This window comes from Jeotgalibacillus proteolyticus (genome assembly GCF_050107735.1).
Lineage (GTDB): Bacteria > Bacillota > Bacilli > Bacillales > Jeotgalibacillaceae > Jeotgalibacillus > Jeotgalibacillus proteolyticus_A.
On record NZ_JBNILO010000003.1, the window covers coordinates 210,376 to 230,860 of the forward strand.

Here is a 20,485-nt window from a genome sequence, read left to right on the forward strand (position 1 = left end):
TTCATCGGGCGGTCATCCGATGCTCGATTAAGCGGTTAAGTAATCGGCCAGCCAAAGGTTTTGGCGCTTTTCTGCAATTTTTAAGATTCGATTTTTAACCGTTTTATCAGTTGTTCCGAGTTGCTTGGCGGCTTCGCGGAATGAATATGACTTTGCGAATGCTATCAGAGCTTGGCGGCTTGATACGGTAGCGTTCGCAATGAGATCCTCGAGCAGTTGGCGCTGCTCTTTTTTTATGACCGAATTCTCTATTGTATCCTCGATCTGCTCACTTCCCGATTCCGCAAGCCGCTTTATATTAGCGTCGTAAGTGCTTTCTCTTTGGCTGATATTCATCATTCTGCGGCGGAGCATCAAAAACAGGAATGGCTCAAAATCACCTATACGAGTGTCATACACTTTGACTGCCTGATAAAATGTTTGATTTGCTTCTGATTCCACATCCTGCCACATTAACTTCCGCTGAAACGATTGCTTTCGCGCATACCTGAACACCTTAGGCGCATACGCCGCATAAAGTTCATTGAAGCACTCCTCACTGCCCGTTAGTTGATATTCCATTATTAAGTTTTTAACGTCCAGCATTTTTATCATCTCCTTTGTAGGTTCTTATTTGTATATCCTCTCTCAAATGAATATGCGGAATTTTTTTAATAATTTGTTATCAAAAGGATTTTAAGTAAGGAATAAACAAGTCTTAAACAAATTTATATAAAAACGACGCCCTTCTGAAATAGAAGAACGCCGCTATTTTACTCCACAGCAAGGGTATAAATATTCTTTGATTCCTGATGGATCTTTTACTCGCTGGATATCACTTCTGAACTCCGTAAATAATGTTATTCACCAGCGCAAGAACAGCGCATACTTAGCACTTTTATGCAGCTGCATATTTCCTGCTGGTTTAAATGGCATATCCCCTCCTCAAACCAATCTTAAAAAGGATATGACTGTCCGCCCGTACATTTGTTCTTTCATTATAACGCACAGATTTTTATCCCTAAGTCGAAAGATGTCGAGTAAACATTGGGAAAAAAGCCTTTTAAAAGGCTGTATTAATGGGCGCATTGACCAAATGTAAATGAAATACATATAAACAAAACCATATACAATATAAGATTGGGCTCATTTTTAACATGGGAAAAAAAGAGATTATTTTATTAGCATATTTACCCTGTAAATTAATTAATGCTCAATTCTTTTTACGATAGCGAACAATTAAAATGTAAGAAATAAATAAGTTCATTTACTGCTGTTTTGGCCCAATTGCTATATGTACGCCCCCATCTTACCATGACAGATTCAAAATCTTTGTCGTTCAATGGATTTCATTCCAATTATTTAGTTACGAAACTCCTGTCATTTCTTCAATTTTACCTCTTTTTAAAAAAATCATTACCTTAACTTGAATATATAAAAGCAATTATATGGATTTTTTTAACTTAAATTTATGATATTTATCTTACCGCTATGGTAATATGAATGTAATTATTTAGAGAAATGGGAGATAAATATGCGTTATATAAAACTATTTTTCACGGGGTTGGTGTCATTTTTCATTCTTTCCGCGTGTCAGGAAGACAGTATTCAAACAACTGTATCCATGCCGGCACGGTCCGTGGAGCTTTTATCTAAAGAGGTTTCTCCTGTCTGGCATAACACAGAAACCACAGTTCAAATAGGAGCAATAGGCGACGTTCTCCTACATGATCGGGTTTATGAAATGCAGGAAACACAGCCGGGGGTGTTTGATTTCGGACCATCATTAGAAGCCATTCAGCCGCTTGTGTCCGCGCCGGATTTTTTAATGGCTAATCAGGAATCTGTTCCCGGGGGCACAGAATTCGGGTTATCAGCTTACCCTTCATTTAACAGCCCTCAGGAAATTGTGATCGAACTGAAAGATGTCGGAGTTGATATGATCATCGCCGCCAATAATCATACAATAGACCGCGGCATACCCCCTTTAATGAGCGCACTTGATTTATACGATGAACTCGGTTTGCCTTATGCAGGAGCTTATCGAGACGCTGAAGACAGGGCAGATCATCGTGTGATCGATGTCGACGGCATCACGTTCGGCATCCTTTCCTATACATTCAGCACAAACGGCATCCCTGTTCCTGCAGGGTTTGAAGATTCCGTAGCGCTTATAGAAGAAGATCGGATACGGTCAGAAGTAAAAGCTCTTCGCGATCAAGCCGATGTTTTAGTTGTTCATATGCACTGGGGCAACGAGTACGAAAGGCTGCCAAACAATTATCAAACTTCCCTTGCGCAGGTTTTGGCAGATGAGCAGGTGGATATCATTTTCGGCCACCATCCCCATGTATTACAGCCAATCGACATCCTGCAGCAGCCCGATGGCAGCAACACGGCAGTATTTTATTCACTTGGAAATTTCTATTCCGGTCAAAATTTTGATTTTACGGATGTAGGTGGTGTAGCCACTTTAGATGTAACGAAAACAGTTGCCGATGATCAAACCACCATTCAGCTTTCAAACTTATTTATTGAGCCCACACAGGTGATCAGAGGTGAAAATGGAGAATATATTGCTGTTCCCATGAAAGAAGCCGGTGCAACGTCTATAGCAGGAGAAACATACGAAGAAACGGTCGAGCATGTGATGCAATGGCTGAATTAGTTTCAGATAAACACAAAAAGCCTGCTGCATACGAAAATGCAGCAGGCTTTCTTCAGTTTTTCAGCGTCCCAGGAGAGATTTGAACTCCCGACCTACGCCTTAGGAGGGCGTTGCTCTATCCAGCTGAGCTACTGGGACATATTTCAGTTCCTTACCGGCCAATCAATAGGCTTCGGAATATGGAAGACAGTTTGACGTTTAGTTAGAAAGAAAATAAATTGTAAATGAAGAAAGACTTAGTTCTCATGCGCTCATAGGCTTATTGGGATCCACATTAATTCCTCCACACATTATAGAAGAATGTAGTGGAATTTACAATTAAATAAGCAGGTAAACGTCGCGCAGATATGAAAATAAAAAATGCTACCACAGAGTGATAGCATCATTTCCGCGTTCTAAGCCAAGGTATATCCTGGCTGTGAACCGAAACATGTAGCGTCCCAGGAGAGATTCGAACTCCCGACCGACGCTTGAGAATGTTTCCATTATGCTTATCGTTACGTCAAACGGATTGTTCTTGCGGTTTCATAGCCGTAGACTCTCCGAAGGAGTTTATAAAGACCAACAACGCCAACATTGAATTTCTTCCGTACCCTTCCTTGTTTCCATGCGAAGACTGCTCGATGCCAAGCGTTAGCAAACTCCTCCAGGTCACGCTCGAATAATAGCGAACGATACACGGTCGGAAGTGGTTCACTAACCAGGAGTATGAACATTACGTAACAGTAGACAACCTTAACGTGCTGTAGACATAGAGTCCTGCAAAGTCCTTGCTTAACCTAACTATGGAGAAGTTCCGTCTGATTGTCGGTTATGACTTTATGAACAATAGAATAGTCCTCGCGCATCGGCTACAACGCTATCGTTCGACCGTTCTAATAGCTTCGCTATTCGGTAGTCAAGACGTTCGTAGTTTTACGAGTTTGACGTGGTAGTCGTTCTGCCTTGCCGAATTCATCTTGATATGCGAAGGAAACAGTGACTCAAGTTTTAAGTCCGGACCGAAGGTATCTTTGCCACGGTAAGCACGTTTATGGTACTCTTTTAGTAAAAGAAGATCATTGTAAATCGGATAAACCAACGGCGGCCGAGTACCCCCTCGCTATAAAGATACCGGAGCACGTGACTTATACAAATACGTAGCAACAGGTAACGGAGTAGGAGTTGCAACTATGATAAAGTCAAACCTTAAGCAGTTACTTGAACTACGTAGAATGTCAATCCGTGAGTTCTCGCGTCAGGCGGACTATCGCTTTGAAACAGTACGAAAGTTCCATAACAACGATCTAACGATAATACCTATCCAACTAATCGAGAAGTCGTGCCTGGCGCTTAAAGTTACGCCGAGCGAGTTATTCACAATATACGAAGGAGAGGACGATCAAAATGGAAGCTAAACTAATCGAATTAATTATGGAACTAAGGAACACCAACGCCGAGCAATACAAAGCGTTAAACGATAAGATCGACGACCTGGGCGCACGAATGGATTCACGTTTCGATAACGTAGAAAGTCTGTTAAAGGCGCCGGAGGTCAATTCGAGCAGTCAACTAGCGATAGGATTGAAGACATAGGTTTCCTTGCTGACAAGATCGACCGACTGGAGCGACAAGTATACAACTTAAAACGGCAATAAAAAAGCGCCCTTCGTCTAACCGACAGGGGCGTTTTGTTTTAGAACGAGTTATTGAACGCTCTTCTATGTGGTGAATAGTCCTCGCCACAGGTTGGAGCGAACTGGCCGTGCTCAAGTGGTACTGCTGTCCTTACAATACCGTCCTTCCTTCGGTTGTTTCTTCTTCCGGTTAACCTTGCTTCCTTCTGACGTTCAGATAGGATTGGGCACTCATTGGTCAGCATTTTATCAGGGTCTGTATCGCTTAACTCTTCGAACAGTATTAAATCTGTGAGTTTAGTGAGCATCGGTTATTTCTTCTACGAGTGCCATACGTTCTTCTCAACCCATTTCACGCCCTACTTTGATTACTTCTTATATGTGATTGTTCATCGAGTTCTTATAGTCGGCTGTCGCCTTTCCCCGCAAATGTTTTTCTTTTAGTCATGTTCGCCCTCCAATTGGTGTTGTCCGACGGATGCTAACTGCTAAGTCCTACGGACACACGAAAAAACGCCACGTCATCGCATTGTCACCGGATTGACTGACCGGATAACAAAACGTGTCGTAGCGCTATTCATAACGTTAGCGTCCCAGGAGAGATTCGAACTCCCGACCGACGCCTTAGAAGGGCGTTGCTCTATCCAGCTGAGCTACTGGGACAGTATGTAGTATTTTTTAAGGACAATTATTATTATAGTAGCAGAATAAATGAAAGTCAACGATTTTTTCAAAAAAAAGAAGGCGCATGTTTTACGCGCCACTTTTTTCAAGCTAATTGTCCGTTCCAAGAGGTAAGTTCATTATGCCCTTCGTCGTAAAAATGAACCGTAACCTCTTTTTCATTTTTTTCCACGATGGCATATGAAGCCTCCTTGCGATCACGTGGAAGCTGTATACTTCCCGGATTGATATACAGGCGCTGATCTATAACTTCTGCTCCGAGGGAATGTGAATGCCCGAAAAATGTGATTTCTGCATCTTCTTCTGATGCTTTGTAATGAATTTTATCCAGAGACTGCTTGATGCCATATAAATGACCGTGGGTGATGAATATCGTAGCATCTTTTACTTTTACAACTTTTTCATCCGGATAAGCTGAATCCATATCACAATTTCCGCGGACTCTTTCAAACCCTTCCATTTCCGGCGAATCAAAAGGAAGTTCCGAATCACCGCAATGCAGCATGACGTCAACGCTGTCTTTATAGCGTTTTTTAAGCTCCACAATCCGTTCTCTGTCTCCATGATTATCGCTTACTGCAAGTATTTTCATCCAATCACCTCAGTTAACAATTTTAGGCAGCATTCTTTTCAGCTTTTTCAGTGCATTGCCCCTGTGACTGATTGCACTTTTTTCTTCTCCTGACATTTGAGCAAGAGTGCGGGATTGATCTTCAATCCAAAATATCGGATCATATCCAAATCCGCCTTCTCCTATTTTTTCATTGGTTATCCTGCCCTCACATTCTCCAGTTACCGTGAACGTTTCTTTGCCCGGAATACTGATGGCAAGAGTGCAATGAAAACGCGCTGTCCTTTCATGAAAAGGAACGCCCTGGAGATTTTGAAGGACTTTTTTTATATTTTCTTCGTCATTCTTTTCTTTACCTGCATAACGGGCTGAGTAAACACCCGGTTCTCCATTTAACGCATCAATTAATAAGCCGCTGTCGTCTGCAATAGCGAGGACGTTAAACTGGCTGGAGGCTGCCTCAGCTTTTAAAATCGCATTTTCTTCAAACGTCTCACCTGTTTCTTCTATATCGTCCATTTCAGGATAATCAAGCAATGTCGTTACTTCAAAGCCAAGAGGCGCAAAAAGATTTTTAAATTCGTTTGCTTTCCCTTTGTTCGCTGTTGCTATAAGCACTTTTTTCATACAGGATCAACCTTTGATTTCCCTGATGAAAAGAACGACGCGGCAGAACCAAGCGCCTTTTGCTGTTCATCAATTATTTTCCGGATTCCAAGATCTGCTGCTTCAAGCATACTTAAAAGCTGTGCATGTGAAAAAGTGGATTCCTCACCTGTTCCCTGCAGTTCAACAAATTCTCCTGCCCCTGTCATCACCATATTCATGTCGACATTCGCAGTGCTGTCTTCTGAATAGTTCAGATCCAGAATGACACCATGCTCTTCACTAATGCCAACTGAAGTTGCCGCCAAAAAATCCGTAATCGGAAAGGAGCTGATTTTTTTATCTTCCACAAGCTTAGAAACAGCTAAGGTCATGGCTACAAATGCACCTGTTATGGAGGCCGTTCTTGTTCCGCCATCAGCTTGTATAACATCACAGTCAATCCAGATGGTCCGCTCTCCCAGGGCCGGGAGATTCACAACCGATCTGAGTGCCCTTCCAATTAAACGCTGAATCTCCATCGTTCTGCCCTGTACTTTCCCTTTTGAAGATTCTCGTATGGTTCTTTGCCCGGTAGCACGCGGCAGCATGGCATATTCAGCCGTGATCCACCCTTTTCCCTGTCCTCTCATAAAAGGAGGGACACGTTCCTCAATACTTGCTGTGCAAATTACCTTTGTATCACCAACTGAGATTAATACAGATCCCTCAGGATGTTTTAAGTAGTTTTTTTCAATTGTAATAGGTCGAAGTTCATTTTCTTTTCGCCCGTCAATCCTCATTCCATGTCCTCCTCTGCCAGCTAAACGATTTAAATGCAATGCAGGTCTAGTCTTTGGCGTTAATTCTTACATAGTATATCAAAGTCTGCCTTTACTGAACCATGATTTTGATAATCACCTTTTATGAAAACAAAAAAGCCGGGGGACATTACTCCCTCGGCAATTGAATCATATCAATCATCAGATCATCATCCTGCAGCCATTCCTTGGCTACTTGTCCAAAAATCTTGGATGATCCGGTCGTATAAAAACGGTGGCATTCTTTTTCATACCGGGCATTTAATTCACCCCTGTAAGCCAATATTGCACTTACTTCTCTGGCTGTTTCATCCCCTGACGAGATAACTGTAATAGAAGAGCCCATATACTGCTCAATCAGCGGCTGAAGCAGAGGATAGTGCGTGCATCCCAATATCAATGTATCGATTTTGGTGTTTTTCAGCTCTACCAGTGTTTCTGCTACAATTTTTTTCGCCATTGCCCCTGCATGCTCTCCACTTTCAACAAGCGGGACAAATTTCGGGCAGGCAAGCGGAAAAGAGATAACAGAAGGTCTGAGATCAGCTAGGGAAGTCTCATAAGCTCTGCTTTTAATCGTTCCCGATGTCCCTAATATCCCGATACGGTCGTTTTTGGTCCACTTTACAGCAGAGCGTGCTCCGGGAGAAATAACTCCTATTACCGGTATATCAAGCGCAGTCTGAATTTCTTCAAGAACAACCGCGGTTGCTGTATTGCAGGCAATGACGAGCATCTTAATATTTTGATTGTATAAAAAACGGGCCATTTCCCATGTATATTGTTTTACTTCTGAACTCGGTCTCGGTCCGTAGGGACAACGTGCCGTGTCACCAACATAAACGATGTTTTCATTGGGCAGCTGACGCATAATCTCTTTTGCGACTGTCAACCCTCCGATACCTGAATCCATTACACCAATTGATCTGCTCAAAAAAAGCCCCTCACTCTTATTTCATTTCGTTGTGCAAGCGATTTAGTCCTTTGGAAAGAAGCTCAACTTCCTCACCGGAAAAATCGACAAGTACTTCATTTAAATACTGCTGACGTTTTTTGATCACTTCTTCAATGATCCGCTCGCCTTCTTTCAGCAAATGAATGCGCACGACCCTGCGGTCATTTTCATCCTTCACTCGCATTACCAGTTCATTTTTTTCCATCCGGTCTACAAGATCAGTGGTCGTGCTGCAGGCCAGGTACATCTTATTTGAAAGTTCTCCAATCGTCATATCTCCTGCTTCAAAAAGCCATTGCAAGGCTATAAATTGTGGTGGCGTAATTGTATACTGGCTCAGAATTTCCCGGCCTTTTTGTTTAATAATGCCAGAAATATAGCGCAGGTCTTTTTCAATTCCTGCCATCACTCCAGCAGGATGAAGCTCCTGAGTACCTTTCTTTTCCATCAGCCCTCTACACTCCTTCGAATTAATTCTACTTTGATTGTGACCGTTTTTAGCGCAAATATCAAGAATCTTTTTTTGACCGGCTCATATGTATAATTGTAAAAAGGGAAAATCCCCTTTTACAATGTCAGTTCACCCATTCTAAGCAGCTCCACTATTGCCTGTGCCCTTCCCTTCACACCTAATTTCTGTATCGCATTAGAGATATGATTGCGCACGGTTTTTTCACTAATAAAAAGCTCACCAGCAATATCCTTAGTGGTTTTATCTTGAAGCAGCAAACCAAAAACTTCACGTTCTCTTTTTGTTAAAATGGATGCTCTGTTGTACTGTGATCGACTCATCGGATTTCTTCCTCCTCACTTGCTAAACTGAAGCCAGTTTATCCAGTTTATGAGTCAACATTGCAAGGAGTGCGTTGATTTGCCAATCTATTTTACATATGAAGAATTTCTTTTTTCCTCCATGGCATTCTTCTGCTCTTCACTCCAGTGTTTGCTTTTCCCGGTGGCCTTATTAATTTGGACCATTGTTCCCCTGCCTGTTAGAACAACCTCCCGCTTTTCATTTACACCGCAGTAGTGAAGATCCACTGAAGACCGGCCAATACCAGCCGCTTTGACATAGATTCTTAGATGCTGATCAAAATAAACCTGCTGAAGAAAGTCACATTGTAAATCTGCCACAACCGGGATGCTGTCATGATCAGGGTGCATCCATTTTCGCATAAAACCGAGTTCCTTTAAAAACTCGATCCTTGCTTGTTCAAAGTAGATAAATGGAACTGTATTATTCATATGACCAAAAAGATCTGTCTCAGAAAAACGAACCTTCACTTCATAATAAAAGCTGAATTCACTTCTCCAGTCTTCCAGGTTTTCTATGTAACTACTTTTCATTATGACATTCTCCCTCCTAAAACATGAATACCTATTCATATTCTTCCAGTATAGCCTATACCCCTCCCGTCCGCTACCTTTGCCGCTGTTTGCGTGCTCCAAAGGAAGGGTTGCTTTGCGGTGAGGCTGTACTACTAAATGCTGCTTATACAAAAACAGGGAGTCATATATTGCTTACTCACTTATGAAGTAAGCATCCTCCAATAAACTAATCTGACTTTAGCTATGCATTGGCAAAATCGACACAAAAAAAGAGTGAATTCACGAATGGGTATTCATGAGTTCACTCTTCTTTATTTCACTAATCTAATTGTTACGTCCTGCCCTAAACTTCGTTGTCGCTTCCGAAGAAGTTTCGGAACATCTGCAAGTTAGTGTCACGGTTAAGCGCAGCAATCGAAGTAGTAAGCGGAATGCCTTTTGGACAAGCCTGGACACAGTTTTGGGAATTTCCGCAGGCTCCAAGTCCCCCATCTCCCATAATTGCCTGAAGTCTTTCGTTTTTGTTCATAGCACCCGTTGGATGTGCATTGAATAAGCGTACCTGTGAAAGTGGGGCCGGCCCGATAAAGTCTGATTTGCTGTTTACATTTGGACAGGCTTCAAGACAGACGCCGCAGGTCATGCATTTTGACAATTCGTAGGCCCACTGTCTTCTTTTTTCCGGCATTCTCGGACCAGGTCCAAGGTCGTACGTGCCATCAATCGGGATCCATGCTTTTACCTTTTTCAATGAATCGAACATCCGGCTGCGGTCAACCTGCAGATCACGGACGACAGGGAATGTTTTCATCGGCTCAAGACGAATTGGCTGTTCAAGCTGATCAACCAAAGCCGTGCAAGACTGGCGAGGGGAGCCGTTAATGACCATTGAGCAGGCTCCGCATACTTCTTCAAGGCAGCCCATGTCCCATGCTACAGGTGTTGTCTTATCCCCTTTTTTATTGTAGGGATTGCGTCGAATTTCCATTAAAGCGGAAATCACATTCATATTGGCACGATAAGGGATTTCAAATTCTTCCATATAAGGAGTGGAGTCAAGGTCATCTTGTCTGTATATCTCGAATCGAATCATTTTTTGTTCTTTCATCGTTTCCGTTGCAGTCATGATTACTTAGCTCCTTTCTTTTTCGAATAATCCCGTTTACGAGGTTCAATTAGGGATGTATCCACATCCTCATAATGAATCTCGGGAGAATTAGTGGCCGGATTAAATTTCGCCATCGTCGTTTTTAGGAACTCTTCGTCATTACGATCCGGGAAATCAGGTTTAAAATGGGCGCCGCGGCTTTCATTTCGCTGAAGTGCACCAATCGTAACCACCCGTGCAAGATGAAGCATATTTTTCAGTTGGCGTGTGAAGACAGCCCCCTGATTGCTCCATTTATTCGTATCATTAATATTAATGTTCTCAAAGCGCTCAAGAAGCTCCTGTATTTTAGCATCTGTTTCCTCAAGCTTATCATTATAACGGACAACCGTTACATTATCAGTCATCCATTCGCCGAGCTCTTTGTGAATCACATAAGCGTTCTCTTCCCCATCCATCGACATGATGTGATCCCACTTATCCTGTTCTTCTTTTACGTGGCGTTCAAAAACCTCCGGTGAGATATCTTCCACGGTCTTTTCAAGGCCATTAATATAAGCCACTGCGTTAGGCCCTGCTACCATTCCGCCATAAATAGAGGAAAGAAGGGAGTTTGCACCCAGTCGGTTTGCTCCGTGAATAGAGTAATCACATTCTCCTGCAGCAAAAAGACCTGGTATATTCGTCATCTGATCGTAATCTACCCATAGCCCGCCCATTGAATAATGAACAGCCGGGAATATTTTCATTGGAAGCTTTCTTGGATCGTCACCCATGAACTTTTCATAGATTTCGATAATGCCGCCAAGTTTAATATCAAGTTCTTTTGGATCTTTATGAGATAGATCCAGGTATACCATGTTTTCACCATTAATGCCGAGTTTTTGGAAAACGCAGACATCAAAAATTTCACGTGTGGCAATATCACGAGGCACCAGGTTTCCATAAGCAGGATATTTCTCTTCAAGGAAATACCATGGTTTGCCGTCTTTGTAAGTCCAGACACGTCCGCCTTCTCCACGAGCTGATTCACTCATCAGTCTCAGCTTGTCATCTCCCGGAATCGCGGTAGGGTGAATTTGAATAAATTCTCCATTGGCGTAATAAGCACCTTGCTGATAGACAATCGAAGCTGCTGAACCTGTATTAATGACTGAATTAGTTGATTTTCCAAAAATGATTCCTGGTCCGCCGGTTGCAATGATGACAGCATCACCAGCGAATGACTGAATGTCCATACTGGAAAGATTCTGCGCAACCACTCCACGGCAGATTCCGTCATCATCCAGAATGGAGCCGAGGAATTCCCAGCCCTCATATTTTGTAACAAGGCCTGCTACTTCATGACGGCGCACCTGTTCATCGAGCGCATAAAGAAGCTGCTGTCCCGTTGTTGCGCCGGCGAAAGCCGTACGGTGGTGCTGAGTACCCCCAAAACGTCTGAAATCCAGGAGGCCTTCAGGTGTACGATTAAACATTACTCCCATCCGGTCTAATAAATGAATGATGCCGGGAGCAGCATCGCACATTGCTTTTACAGGAGGCTGGTTTGCTAAAAAGTCTCCGCCGTAAACACTGTCATCAAAGTGTTCCCACGGGGAATCCCCTTCTCCTTTCGTATTCACTGCCCCATTGATACCGCCTTGTGCGCAAACGGAGTGTGAACGTTTAACCGGAACGAGTGAGAACAGATCCACTGCCATGCCGGCTTCCGCTGCTTTGATCGTTGCCATTAGACCTGCAAGTCCTCCGCCGACAACGATAATTTTGCCTTTGCTCATTTAGACACTCTCCTTACTTTTATCCGCTGACTGAGCGTTTGCTCAACGATTTATATGTGTAAAATATGTGTATTAAACGAAAGCCAGGATTGCTCGAATCCCGATAGTCGTAAGTGCCAGGAAAATACCTAACGTCACATAAGTGGAAATTCTTTGTGAACTTGGACTGATCGTTACACCCCATGTTACTAAAAATGACCATAGCCCATTAGCGAAATGGAAGGTAGTAGATACAACGCCTGCTATATAAAATGCCAGCATAAATGGATCAGCCAGAATCGACTCCATCATTCCAAAGTTGACTTTTGCTCCCAACGCTGCGGCAATACGAGTTTCCCAGATATGCCATGTAACAAAAATCAGTGTAAATACGCCCGTTACGCGCTGCATAATAAACATCCAGTTTCTGAATGTTCCATATTGTCGTGGATTATTTCTTGAAGTAAAAGCAATATACACGCCATAAATTGCGTGAAAGTAAAGCGGGACAAAGATAATAAAAATTTCCAGGATCAATCTGAAAGGCAAGCCCTCCATTACATGCGCTGCGTTGTTAAACGACTCTTCACCTCTTGTCGCATAATGATTCACAATCAGATGCTGAATCAGGAAGATCCCTACAGGAATAACCCCCAGTAAAGAATGCAGCCTCCTCCAGTAAAACTCTCGACTATTAGCCATCGAACGTTACCCCCTCCAAAAAATACCAGCTTATGAATCTCGTCAAATTTTTCAAACATTTCGACGATAATCAAGCTATTTCGCACAATATAACATTTATGTGACAACTTAATTGTACTCCGATAAGAATTGACCGTCAAGAAAACGTATACATAAAAATAATTCTGAATGTTAACTTTTTGTGGACATTTAACTTTGCTATTTTACTATAACGCTTACAACCAGAATGAGTGACTTTTGTCCCTCTTTATGAAAATATAAGGGGACAATTCCATTATTTCACCCCGCGTCTCTTACACTTTAACAAGTAAACTCGTATAATAGAAGAGTGGAAAGTGAGGGTCACAGCATGTCTGAAGAAAACGAAATCACTGCAGGATCCTTCGGTTATTCTCTCATTCGGGACGAGTTGCTGCCGGAGTTACTTGGAAATCATACAAATGAAATACTTTACTGGGCAGGAAAAAACCTTGCCCGCAAACACCCGTGTCAAAATGAAGGAGAACTCATTCATTTTTTTGAAAAGGCGGATTGGGGGAGCCTCAAGATCCTTAAACAGCGAAACGACGAATTGACGCTTGAACTTGGGGGAGAGCTTCTAAAAAAGAGAATTCAAACGAATCAAGCCCAGCATTTTACTCTTGAAGCAGGCTTTCTTGCGGAACAATTTGCTATGATCAAGCAATGCCAGACTGAAGCCATTGGCCAGCGTCAAAAAAACGCCATCATTCAATTTACTCTTAAATGGGATTCAAAGGATCCTTATGGCCTGCCCTCAAGAAAGATCAAATAATAAAATTTACATGAAAACAAGGCGCTGTTTAAATTGGCGCCTTGTTTTATTTATTCAATTTGTGAGCTGCGGTCTTGGCTGGAGCGAAGCTAATGAAAAACTGTCATGAACCGCTTGAGCAGCAGGAATCATTTTCTCCATTTCTACAACTGTTGATACTTTAATTTCAGAGGTGCTGATCATTTTTATAGCAATTTCATTTTCAGCTAAAACCTCAAACATTTGAGCGGCTACTCCGGGATTTGATACCATTCCCGAACCGACGATGGACACTTTCGCAAGTCCTGCTTCATGTTCGATTTTTGAAAAGCCTAACCGCTCCTTATTTTGAAGCAGTGCGCTGCGTGTTTCTTCAAGCTCAGCTTCTTTAATGGAAAAAGAGAGATTAGTTGAATTCAGTTCTGTCCGGCTCTGAATAATGATATCCACATTAATATGATTTTCTGCCAGGACGGTGAATATAGATGAAATGCCTGTCACTTCATTTTCCAGCCCATAAACTGTCATTCGTACGATATCACTTTCAAATGCGACTCCGCGGACAACCAGATTTTCTTCCAATTTCGATTCCTCCTCAATCAGCGTACCTTCAATTTCCTCTATGCTTGACCTCACTGTAAGAGGCAGAGAATGATTTTTTGCATATTCTACCGCACGGGGATGCAGAACCCCAGCTCCTAAATTCGCCAACTCAAGCATCTCATCGTAGGAGATTCCTTCAAGCTTTCTGGCTCCCTTTATAAATCTCGGATCAGAGGTATAAACACCGTCTACATCGGTGAAGATGTCACAACGCTGAGCGGATAAGGCAGATGCTAAAGCAACCGCTGTCGTATCTGAGCCGCCTCTGCCGAGTGTCGTAATTTCAAAGTTCGCGTCCATTCCTTGAAAACCGGCTACTACGACTACTTTGCCTTTTGCCAGCTCTTCTTTCATGCGCGCTGTTTCGATATGAGTAATTCTTGCCTTGCTGTGGACCGCTTCAGTTTGAATGCCTGCCTGCCATCCAGTCATGGAAACACTTGAACAGCCCTTGCTCTGCAATGCCATGGAAAGGAGCGAGATGGTCATTTGCTCCCCAGTAGTTAAAAGCATATCCATATCCCGCTTATTCGGAGATTCAGTAATCCCTGCTGCGAGCCGTATCAGTTCATCTGTTGTTTTTCCCATTGCAGAAACTACCACCACCACCTGGTGACCATTTTGAATTTCCTGAATGACTCTTGTCGCAGCATGTTGTATTTTCTCCACTGATCCTACCGATGTTCCGCCAAATTTTTGTACAATTAAACTCATTGCAAGCCTCTTCTCACATAATTATTTCTCATTCCTGAACAGCCGTGTGCCCCTGCTGTTATTTATGCACAAAAAAAGCAATGGGAAGAGTATCCCCATTGCTTTTGAACTGAAATGTCCATCGCTGCTCAGGTGAGATAGCTCTCCAAGATGAAAACATCATCTTGACAGCCCTGCATTTTTTAAATACAGAACCAGTTTGCCTTCTGATGAAAGAAAAGCAGACTTCGGCGATCGCCCCTTTTTCTGCGCTTCCCCGGATTCATCCTCCTCCGCGCAGATACTCTTGACTTTCGCACCTCTATCCCCACTTTAAAAAGAAAAGTGAGTGTATATTTACTTTGTCCTATTATAGCAAAATGGTTTTTTTCATTCAATCTATTCTTTAAGTTTCTTTACAATCTCTTCAGCAAGCATTGGTGGAATTCCCGCACTCACTACTTCTTCGAGTGAAGCTTCTCTCAGCTTTTTCACAGAGCCGAAATGCCTCAGCAGTTTCTTTTTACGCTGAGGACCAATACCCGGAATTTCATCGAGAACTGACTGAATTGAATTTTTCCCGCGCAGCTGCCGGTGAAATGTGATGGCAAATCTGTGCACTTCATCCTGAATGCGCTGAAGCAGGTAAAACTCCTGACTGCGTCTGCTCAGCGGAACCATCTCAAGCGGGCTTCCAAACAAAAGATTAGAGGTTTGATGACGGTCATCTTTAGCCAGACCGGCAAGTGGAAGGTCCAGCCCTAGTTCATCCTCAAGCACTTCCCGTGCCGCTTCGATCTGTCCCTTGCCTCCATCAATCAACACCAGATCAGGCAGTGGAAGCCCATCTTTCAGCACCCTCGAATACCGCCTTCTGATGACCTCCCGCATCGAAGCATAGTCGTCCGGCCCTTGTACGGTTTTAATTTTGTATTTCCGGTATTCCTTTTTTGCCGGCTTCCCGTCAATAAAAACAACAAGTGCTGACACCGCATCCGCCCCTTGAATGTTTGAGTTATCAAACGCTTCAATACGCAGCGGGGGGTGAATGTTCATAGCTTCACCAAGCTGTTCAACTGCTTTAATCGTCCTGTTTTCATCGCGTTCAATAAGAGAAAATTTTTCCAAAAGAGCAAATTTCGCATTTTTTTCTGCGAGCTGCAGCAGATCTTTTTTCTGACCCCGCACAGGCTGACGGACATGAACTTCAAGCAGCTTTTCTGCCAGTTCCGCATCAATCTGTGATGGAACAAGTACTTCTTTTGGTTTAAAGTGATTGGGTTCCATATAAAACTGTCCGATAAAGGTTAGAAATTCCTGTTCAGGTTCATCATAAATCGGAAATAACGAAACATCCCGTTCAATCAGCTTGCCCTGACGAATAAAAAAGACCTGAACACACATCCAGCCTTTGTCGACGCTGTAGCCAAATATATCGCGATTCGTAAAGTCATTCATGGCCATTTTCTGTTTTTCCATCGTCGCTTCAATATGATTTATTTGATCACGATATTCCATCGCTCTTTCAAATTCCAGATTCTCTGAAGCAGACTCCATCTTTTTCTGAAGGTCGCTTTTCACTTCTTTGAATCCCCCGTTTAAAAACCGGGCAATATCATCTGTCATTTGACGGTATACGGTGTCTTCCACTTTAAATTCGCACGGAGCCAGACACTGACCTAAATGATAGTAAAGACATACACGGTCCGGCAGGGTGCTGCATTTTCTCAGCGGATACATCCGGTCCAGTAATTTTTTCGTTTCATTTGCTGCCTGCGCATTTGGATACGGGCCGAAATAGCGCCCTTTATCTTTTTTTACTTTTCGTGTAATGAGCAGCCGTGGATGCTTTTCTGCTGTTACTTTTAAAAAAGGATAGGATTTATCATCTTTAAGCATCACATTGTATTTAGGATCATGCTTTTTAATTAAGGTAAGCTCTAAAATTAACGCCTCAATATCAGAGGAGGTGACAATGTATTCAAAGTCTTCAATTTCGGAGACAAGCCTTTGGGTTTTACCGTCATGAGATCCTGTAAAATAAGAACGCACTCTATTTTTCAATACTTTTGCTTTTCCTACATAGATGATGGTATTTTGGCGATCCTTCATTAAATAACAACCAGGCTGATCAGGCAGGACAGCAAGTTTATTCTTCAGCAGATCATTCATCACTAGCCCTCCTGTAGGTGAAAATAGTTTACTTATTTCATCATAAGGAATGAATGGGATAAATGCAAAAATAGGGGGTCGTATGTTCGAAAAATTTCTGAAGAAAAAAAGACAAAATAAAAACCAGGCATTGTTTGCCTGGTCTGATTTATTAAGCGTGCTTGTTCAGAAGCTCTTCAAGTGCTTCTTTCGGTTGGAAACCAACCACTTTGTCTACTACTTCTCCGTCTTTAAGCACCACTAAAGTCGGGATGCTCATTACACCGTATTTGCTTGCAGTTTCCTGATTTTCATCCACATCAAGCTTAACGATTTTAACTTTTTCACCCATATCTGCATCCAGTTCTTCAAGAACAGGAGCAATCATTTTACATGGTCCGCACCAAGGTGCCCAGAAATCTGCTAGGACTAAGCCTTCTCCAGTTTCAGTTGTAAATGTTTGATCAGTTGCATGTGCAATTGCCATGTTAATTTCCTCCTTTATAATGCCGAATATAGACAAAGTATAGCACCCCGTTATGGGGGAATCCACTTTTTTGCCTGCATGATTAAAAATCACCTTACAGCGGCTTTCAAAACATCTGTATGTTTCCCATTTTCCTGCTGTATTATTATTAATACGATTATTATGTCTCTCCATAGTAAAGAGGCTGGTGTCTCAGCCTCTTTGACCGGTTCGGTTCGCTGCGCTTCAGGTGGACGCTTTCCGCAGGGACGGCGCTGAGACTTTCCAGGGCCTTGCCCCGCAAAGTCTCAGCTTGCCGTCGTACCCTGCTGGAGTCGCCACCTTCCGCTCCGTTCACCTCTTACTATTTATAGTTACTAACTCGTTCTTTAAACTTTATTGAGTTTTGTCCCAACCTCGTTTACAAGATAAATCAGGATGCTTTAATTTTTTTAAATTCTTCTATAAGCAACGGAACTACATCAAATAAATCGCCAACAATACCGTAGTCTGCAACTTTAAAGATATTTGCCTCCGGGTCTTTATTAATTGCGACAATGACTTTTGAGTTGGACATGCCGGCCATGTGCTGGATCGCTCCGGATAATCCGCAGGCAATGTACAGATCAGGTGTTACAACTTTTCCAGTCTGTCCGATTTGAAGAGAGTAATCGCAGTACTCTGCATCACATGCGCCCCGTGACGCCCCAACTGCTCCGCCCAGCAGGTCAGCAAGTTCTTTCAGCGGCTCAAATCCTTCTTCACTTTTCACTCCCCGGCCACCTGCAACAATCACTTTGGCTTCTGAAAGGTCAACTCCATCTGTCGCTTTTCGAACCACATCTTTAATAATGGTACGCAGATCTTTTATCTCCACATCCAGTGAAGTGACCTCCCCTGACCGGCTTTCTTCTTTCGGAAGGGGGTCAATATTATTCGGACGTATTGTCACAAAGACAAGACCATCCGATACAACTTTCTTTTCAAAAGCTTTACCGCTGTAGATCGGCCGAACAAAGACAGGTTCATCCCCGCCCTCCTCTATCGCCGTCACATCTGAAATAAGTCCGCTGCCAAGCTTGCTTGCAATACGCGGGGCAAGATCTTTTCCCAATGCTGTATGACCAAAAACAAGCCCGTCAGGATTTTCTGATTCCAATACAGCAAGCAAACCCTGCGCATAGCCGTCTGAAGAATACTGCTTCAGCTTTTCATTTTGTACAGTAACGACTCTATCAGCACCGTAAGCAATCAGTTCCTGGCCATGAGTGGAAACGTCATCTCCCAATAAAACGCTTACAATTTCTCCGCCGTCTGAGATTTTTTTGCCAGCTGCAATGGCTTCAAACGATACATTGCGGAGTGCTCCTTCACGTGATTCTGCCAACACAATTATTTTTTTCGTCATGATTGTCCCTCCTGAAAGTGATGATTAATTTAAGTTGCTCAGACCACCTTGGCTTCTTTATGAAGCAATTGAACCAGTTCTTTTACCTGATCATCTATTTCTCCCTCTAAAATGCGTCCTGCTTCTTTTTTAGGAGGCAAATAGATGTCAATTGTTTTTGTCTTTGGTTCCACATCGTCTTCATCCAGATCTAAATCATCCAATTCAATTTCATCCAACGGTTTTTTCTTCGCTTTCATAATGCCAGGAAGCGATGGATAGCGGGGGTCGTTTAAACCCTGTTGCGCAGTAACCAGAAGCGGCAGAGATGTTTCTATCGTTTCTGAGTCCCCTTCAACATCGCGTACGATTGTGACAGTTTGCCCATCAACTTCAATGTTAGTAATGGTGGTGACATATGGAATATTCAGCTGTTCTGCAACACGCGGTCCTACTTGACCGGATCCTCCGTCGATTGCCACATTCCCTGCAATAATTAGATCAGCTTCTTTATCTTTTAAGTATTCCGCAAGAATACGGGCCGTTGTGAACTGGTCGCTTTCCTCCACGTCATCTTCTATATTAATAAGAACTCCTTTATCTGCACCCATTGCAAGTGCTGTCCGCAGCTGCTTTTCTGCTTCCTCTGATCCAACAGACACAACCGTCACTTCTCCTCCGTGTGCGTCCTTAAGCTGAATCGCTTCTTCTATTGCATATTCATCATAAGGGTTAATAATAAATTCAGCTCCATCATCGGCTATTTTCCCGCCGCTGATCGAAATTCTTTCCTCAGTATCAAATGTTCTTTTCATTAGTACGTAAATATTCATTTAAAATCCCTCCATTTAAGTATGCTTTACTCTCCTTTAAACACCGGGCTGCGCTTTTGAATAAAAGCGTCAATTCCTTCTTTTGCGTCTTTTGATACAAACACTTCCCCAAACCAGTCTGCTTCTTTCTGCACTCCTTCTTCAAAGTCTGCTGTTTTAGCGTATTGAAGCAAATCCAGTGCCGCTTTGACTGAAATTGGACTTTTTTGTGCCATTTTTAATGCAAGCGCTTTCGATTTTTCGAAAACTTCTTCTTCAGGGAAAGCCTGATTGGCAAGTCCCCATTTGACAGCTTCAATACCGGAAATTGGTTCACTTGTCAGAAGCATTTCAGCTGCTTTTGCAAAGCCAACATACCTCGGAAGACGCTGAGAGCCTGCAAACCCAGGCACCAGCCCAAGCTGCAATTCAGGCAGTCCGAGCTTTGCAGATTCACTTACATAGCGGATATGGCATCCCATTGCCAATTCAAGCCCGCCGCCAAGTGCAGCTCCATGGATGGAAGCAACAATGGGCTTTGAAAACCTTTCCATCCTTTCAAATACCCGCTGGCCCCTTCTTGCCAGTTCACTAAATGCGGCTCCGTCTTCAATTTGAGTAAATTCTTTTATATCTGCTCCTGCTGAAAAAAATCGTCCTTTTCCATGAATAAGGAGGCTCCTTACTTCAGGATCATGCTCCACTGCAGTCAGCCATTGATCGATTTCTTCAATTAGCTGACTGGCTAGAGCATTTGCAGGAGGACGTTCGATAGAAGCAATGGATACCAGCTGATCGTTTTCCCATGTTAAAAAGCCCATCG

Annotated in this window: 20 protein-coding genes, 2 tRNA genes and 1 riboswitch; of the genes, 3 read left to right on the forward strand and 19 right to left on the reverse strand. The window is 42.9% G+C overall.

What is annotated here, in order from left to right:
• Positions 1-27: 27 nt before the first annotated feature.
• Positions 28-585 (reverse strand): sigma-70 family RNA polymerase sigma factor, encoded by a 558-nt coding sequence (locus ACQCT8_RS06350; RefSeq protein WP_426869503.1) that lies wholly within the window; start codon positions 583-585, stop codon positions 28-30.
• Between the two features lie 928 nt (positions 586-1,513).
• Here ACQCT8_RS06350 and ACQCT8_RS06355 point away from each other — a divergent pair.
• Entirely contained in the window at positions 1,514-2,647 is a 1,134-nt protein-coding gene (locus ACQCT8_RS06355; protein WP_426869505.1) for a CapA family protein, read from the forward strand.
• 64 nt (positions 2,648-2,711) lie between these two features.
• On the opposite strand, the gene ACQCT8_RS06360 is transcribed toward ACQCT8_RS06355, so the two are convergent.
• Positions 2,712-2,785 (reverse strand) — tRNA-Arg (locus tag ACQCT8_RS06360).
• Positions 2,786-3,819: 1,034 nt separating this feature from the next.
• On the opposite strand from ACQCT8_RS06360, the gene ACQCT8_RS06365 reads away from it, so the two are divergent.
• A complete protein-coding gene (locus tag ACQCT8_RS06365; RefSeq protein ID WP_426869507.1) occupies positions 3,820-4,044 on the forward strand; it encodes a helix-turn-helix domain-containing protein in 225 nt (74 codons plus the stop codon).
• Between the two features lie 808 nt (positions 4,045-4,852).
• On the opposite strand, the gene ACQCT8_RS06370 is transcribed toward ACQCT8_RS06365, so the two are convergent.
• The 11 genes from ACQCT8_RS06370 to ACQCT8_RS06420 all read right to left on the reverse strand — a co-directional run bounded on the left by ACQCT8_RS06370 (position 4,853) and on the right by ACQCT8_RS06420 (position 12,778).
• Positions 4,853-4,926, reverse strand: a tRNA-Arg gene (locus ACQCT8_RS06370).
• 106 nt (positions 4,927-5,032) lie between these two features.
• On the reverse strand, positions 5,033-5,539 hold the full coding sequence (locus tag ACQCT8_RS06375; protein WP_426869509.1) for a metallophosphoesterase: 507 nt from the start codon (positions 5,537-5,539) through the stop codon (positions 5,033-5,035).
• Between the two features lie 9 nt (positions 5,540-5,548).
• On the reverse strand, positions 5,549-6,145 hold the full coding sequence (locus ACQCT8_RS06380; protein ID WP_426869511.1) for an XTP/dITP diphosphatase: 597 nt from the start codon (positions 6,143-6,145) through the stop codon (positions 5,549-5,551).
• Entirely contained in the window at positions 6,142-6,906 is a 765-nt protein-coding gene (gene rph / locus ACQCT8_RS06385) for a ribonuclease PH (RefSeq protein ID WP_426869513.1), read from the reverse strand. Before rph ends, ACQCT8_RS06380 begins: the two co-directional genes overlap by 4 nt.
• Before the next feature lie 148 nt (positions 6,907-7,054).
• Complete coding sequence (racE, locus tag ACQCT8_RS06390) at positions 7,055-7,858, reverse strand: glutamate racemase (RefSeq protein ID WP_426869515.1); 804 nt, start codon at positions 7,856-7,858, stop codon at positions 7,055-7,057.
• Positions 7,859-7,874: 16 nt separating this feature from the next.
• A complete protein-coding gene (locus ACQCT8_RS06395; RefSeq protein WP_426869517.1) occupies positions 7,875-8,327 on the reverse strand; it encodes a MarR family winged helix-turn-helix transcriptional regulator in 453 nt (150 codons plus the stop codon).
• A 119-nt stretch (positions 8,328-8,446) separates the two neighbouring features.
• Positions 8,447-8,671 carry a helix-turn-helix domain-containing protein gene (locus ACQCT8_RS06400; RefSeq protein ID WP_278239681.1) on the reverse strand — a complete coding sequence of 75 codons (225 nt, stop codon included), beginning with the start codon at positions 8,669-8,671 and terminating at the stop codon, positions 8,447-8,449.
• Positions 8,672-8,758: 87 nt separating this feature from the next.
• Complete coding sequence (locus ACQCT8_RS06405; RefSeq protein ID WP_426869519.1) at positions 8,759-9,226, reverse strand: acyl-CoA thioesterase; 468 nt, start codon at positions 9,224-9,226, stop codon at positions 8,759-8,761.
• Between the two features lie 325 nt (positions 9,227-9,551).
• Positions 9,552-10,316: a succinate dehydrogenase iron-sulfur subunit gene (sdhB, locus tag ACQCT8_RS06410; RefSeq protein ID WP_426869869.1), complete on the reverse strand. Its 765-nt coding sequence runs from the start codon at positions 10,314-10,316 to the stop codon at positions 9,552-9,554.
• 20 nt (positions 10,317-10,336) lie between these two features.
• A complete protein-coding gene (gene sdhA / locus ACQCT8_RS06415; protein ID WP_426869521.1) occupies positions 10,337-12,097 on the reverse strand; it encodes a succinate dehydrogenase flavoprotein subunit in 1,761 nt (586 codons plus the stop codon).
• A 72-nt stretch (positions 12,098-12,169) separates the two neighbouring features.
• A complete protein-coding gene (locus ACQCT8_RS06420; protein WP_426869523.1) occupies positions 12,170-12,778 on the reverse strand; it encodes a succinate dehydrogenase cytochrome b558 subunit in 609 nt (202 codons plus the stop codon).
• A 349-nt stretch (positions 12,779-13,127) separates the two neighbouring features.
• Between ACQCT8_RS06420 and ACQCT8_RS06425 the strand changes: the two genes are divergently transcribed.
• Positions 13,128-13,571, forward strand: a complete 444-nt coding sequence (locus ACQCT8_RS06425) for a DUF2507 domain-containing protein (protein WP_426869524.1) — start codon at positions 13,128-13,130, stop codon at positions 13,569-13,571.
• A 54-nt stretch (positions 13,572-13,625) separates the two neighbouring features.
• Here the strand turns inward: ACQCT8_RS06425 and ACQCT8_RS06430 are convergent, their stop codons facing one another.
• The 6 genes from ACQCT8_RS06430 to ACQCT8_RS06455 all read right to left on the reverse strand — a co-directional run bounded on the left by ACQCT8_RS06430 (position 13,626) and on the right by ACQCT8_RS06455 (position 20,483).
• A complete protein-coding gene (locus ACQCT8_RS06430) occupies positions 13,626-14,867 on the reverse strand; it encodes an aspartate kinase (RefSeq protein ID WP_426869526.1) in 1,242 nt (413 codons plus the stop codon).
• Between the two features lie 130 nt (positions 14,868-14,997).
• A riboswitch (Lysine riboswitch) is annotated at positions 14,998-15,179 on the reverse strand.
• Between the two features lie 66 nt (positions 15,180-15,245).
• Positions 15,246-17,018, reverse strand: a complete 1,773-nt coding sequence (uvrC, locus tag ACQCT8_RS06435; RefSeq protein WP_426869528.1) for an excinuclease ABC subunit UvrC — start codon at positions 17,016-17,018, stop codon at positions 15,246-15,248.
• Positions 17,019-17,169: 151 nt separating this feature from the next.
• On the reverse strand, positions 17,170-17,484 hold the full coding sequence (gene trxA / locus ACQCT8_RS06440) for a thioredoxin (protein ID WP_041059927.1): 315 nt from the start codon (positions 17,482-17,484) through the stop codon (positions 17,170-17,172).
• Positions 17,485-17,896: 412 nt separating this feature from the next.
• Positions 17,897-18,871, reverse strand: coding sequence for an electron transfer flavoprotein subunit alpha/FixB family protein (locus tag ACQCT8_RS06445; protein WP_278239688.1), 975 nt, complete (start codon positions 18,869-18,871; stop codon positions 17,897-17,899).
• A gap of 38 nt (positions 18,872-18,909) precedes the next feature.
• Positions 18,910-19,683 (reverse strand): electron transfer flavoprotein subunit beta/FixA family protein, encoded by a 774-nt coding sequence (locus ACQCT8_RS06450; RefSeq protein ID WP_426869531.1) that lies wholly within the window; start codon positions 19,681-19,683, stop codon positions 18,910-18,912.
• A 26-nt stretch (positions 19,684-19,709) separates the two neighbouring features.
• Positions 19,710-20,483, reverse strand: a complete 774-nt coding sequence (locus ACQCT8_RS06455; RefSeq protein WP_426869533.1) for an enoyl-CoA hydratase — start codon at positions 20,481-20,483, stop codon at positions 19,710-19,712.
• Positions 20,484-20,485: the final 2 nt, after the last annotated feature.

Coding starts and splice junctions, on each gene's coding strand:
- ACQCT8_RS06350 (WP_426869503.1), bottom strand. CDS start 585: ATGCTGGACGTTAAAAACTTAATAATGGAATATCAACTAACGGGCAGT.
- ACQCT8_RS06355 (WP_426869505.1), top strand. CDS start 1,514: ATGCGTTATATAAAACTATTTTTCACGGGGTTGGTGTCATTTTTCATT.
- ACQCT8_RS06365 (WP_426869507.1), top strand. CDS start 3,820: ATGATAAAGTCAAACCTTAAGCAGTTACTTGAACTACGTAGAATGTCA.
- ACQCT8_RS06375 (WP_426869509.1), bottom strand. CDS start 5,539: ATGAAAATACTTGCAGTAAGCGATAATCATGGAGACAGAGAACGGATT.
- ACQCT8_RS06380 (WP_426869511.1), bottom strand. CDS start 6,145: ATGAAAAAAGTGCTTATAGCAACAGCGAACAAAGGGAAAGCAAACGAA.
- rph (WP_426869513.1), bottom strand. CDS start 6,906: ATGAGGATTGACGGGCGAAAAGAAAATGAACTTCGACCTATTACAATT.
- ACQCT8_RS06395 (WP_426869517.1), bottom strand. CDS start 8,327: ATGGAAAAGAAAGGTACTCAGGAGCTTCATCCTGCTGGAGTGATGGCA.
- ACQCT8_RS06400 (WP_278239681.1), bottom strand. CDS start 8,671: ATGAGTCGATCACAGTACAACAGAGCATCCATTTTAACAAAAAGAGAA.
- ACQCT8_RS06405 (WP_426869519.1), bottom strand. CDS start 9,226: ATGAAAAGTAGTTACATAGAAAACCTGGAAGACTGGAGAAGTGAATTC.
- sdhB (WP_426869869.1), bottom strand. CDS start 10,316: ATGAAAGAACAAAAAATGATTCGATTCGAGATATACAGACAAGATGAC.
- sdhA (WP_426869521.1), bottom strand. CDS start 12,097: ATGAGCAAAGGCAAAATTATCGTTGTCGGCGGAGGACTTGCAGGTCTA.
- ACQCT8_RS06420 (WP_426869523.1), bottom strand. CDS start 12,778: ATGGCTAATAGTCGAGAGTTTTACTGGAGGAGGCTGCATTCTTTACTG.
- ACQCT8_RS06425 (WP_426869524.1), top strand. CDS start 13,128: ATGTCTGAAGAAAACGAAATCACTGCAGGATCCTTCGGTTATTCTCTC.
- ACQCT8_RS06430 (WP_426869526.1), bottom strand. CDS start 14,867: ATGAGTTTAATTGTACAAAAATTTGGCGGAACATCGGTAGGATCAGTG.
- uvrC (WP_426869528.1), bottom strand. CDS start 17,018: ATGAATGATCTGCTGAAGAATAAACTTGCTGTCCTGCCTGATCAGCCT.
- trxA (WP_041059927.1), bottom strand. CDS start 17,484: ATGGCAATTGCACATGCAACTGATCAAACATTTACAACTGAAACTGGA.
- ACQCT8_RS06445 (WP_278239688.1), bottom strand. CDS start 18,871: ATGACGAAAAAAATAATTGTGTTGGCAGAATCACGTGAAGGAGCACTC.
- ACQCT8_RS06450 (WP_426869531.1), bottom strand. CDS start 19,683: ATGAATATTTACGTACTAATGAAAAGAACATTTGATACTGAGGAAAGA.
- ACQCT8_RS06455 (WP_426869533.1), bottom strand. CDS start 20,483: ATGGGCTTTTTAACATGGGAAAACGATCAGCTGGTATCCATTGCTTCT.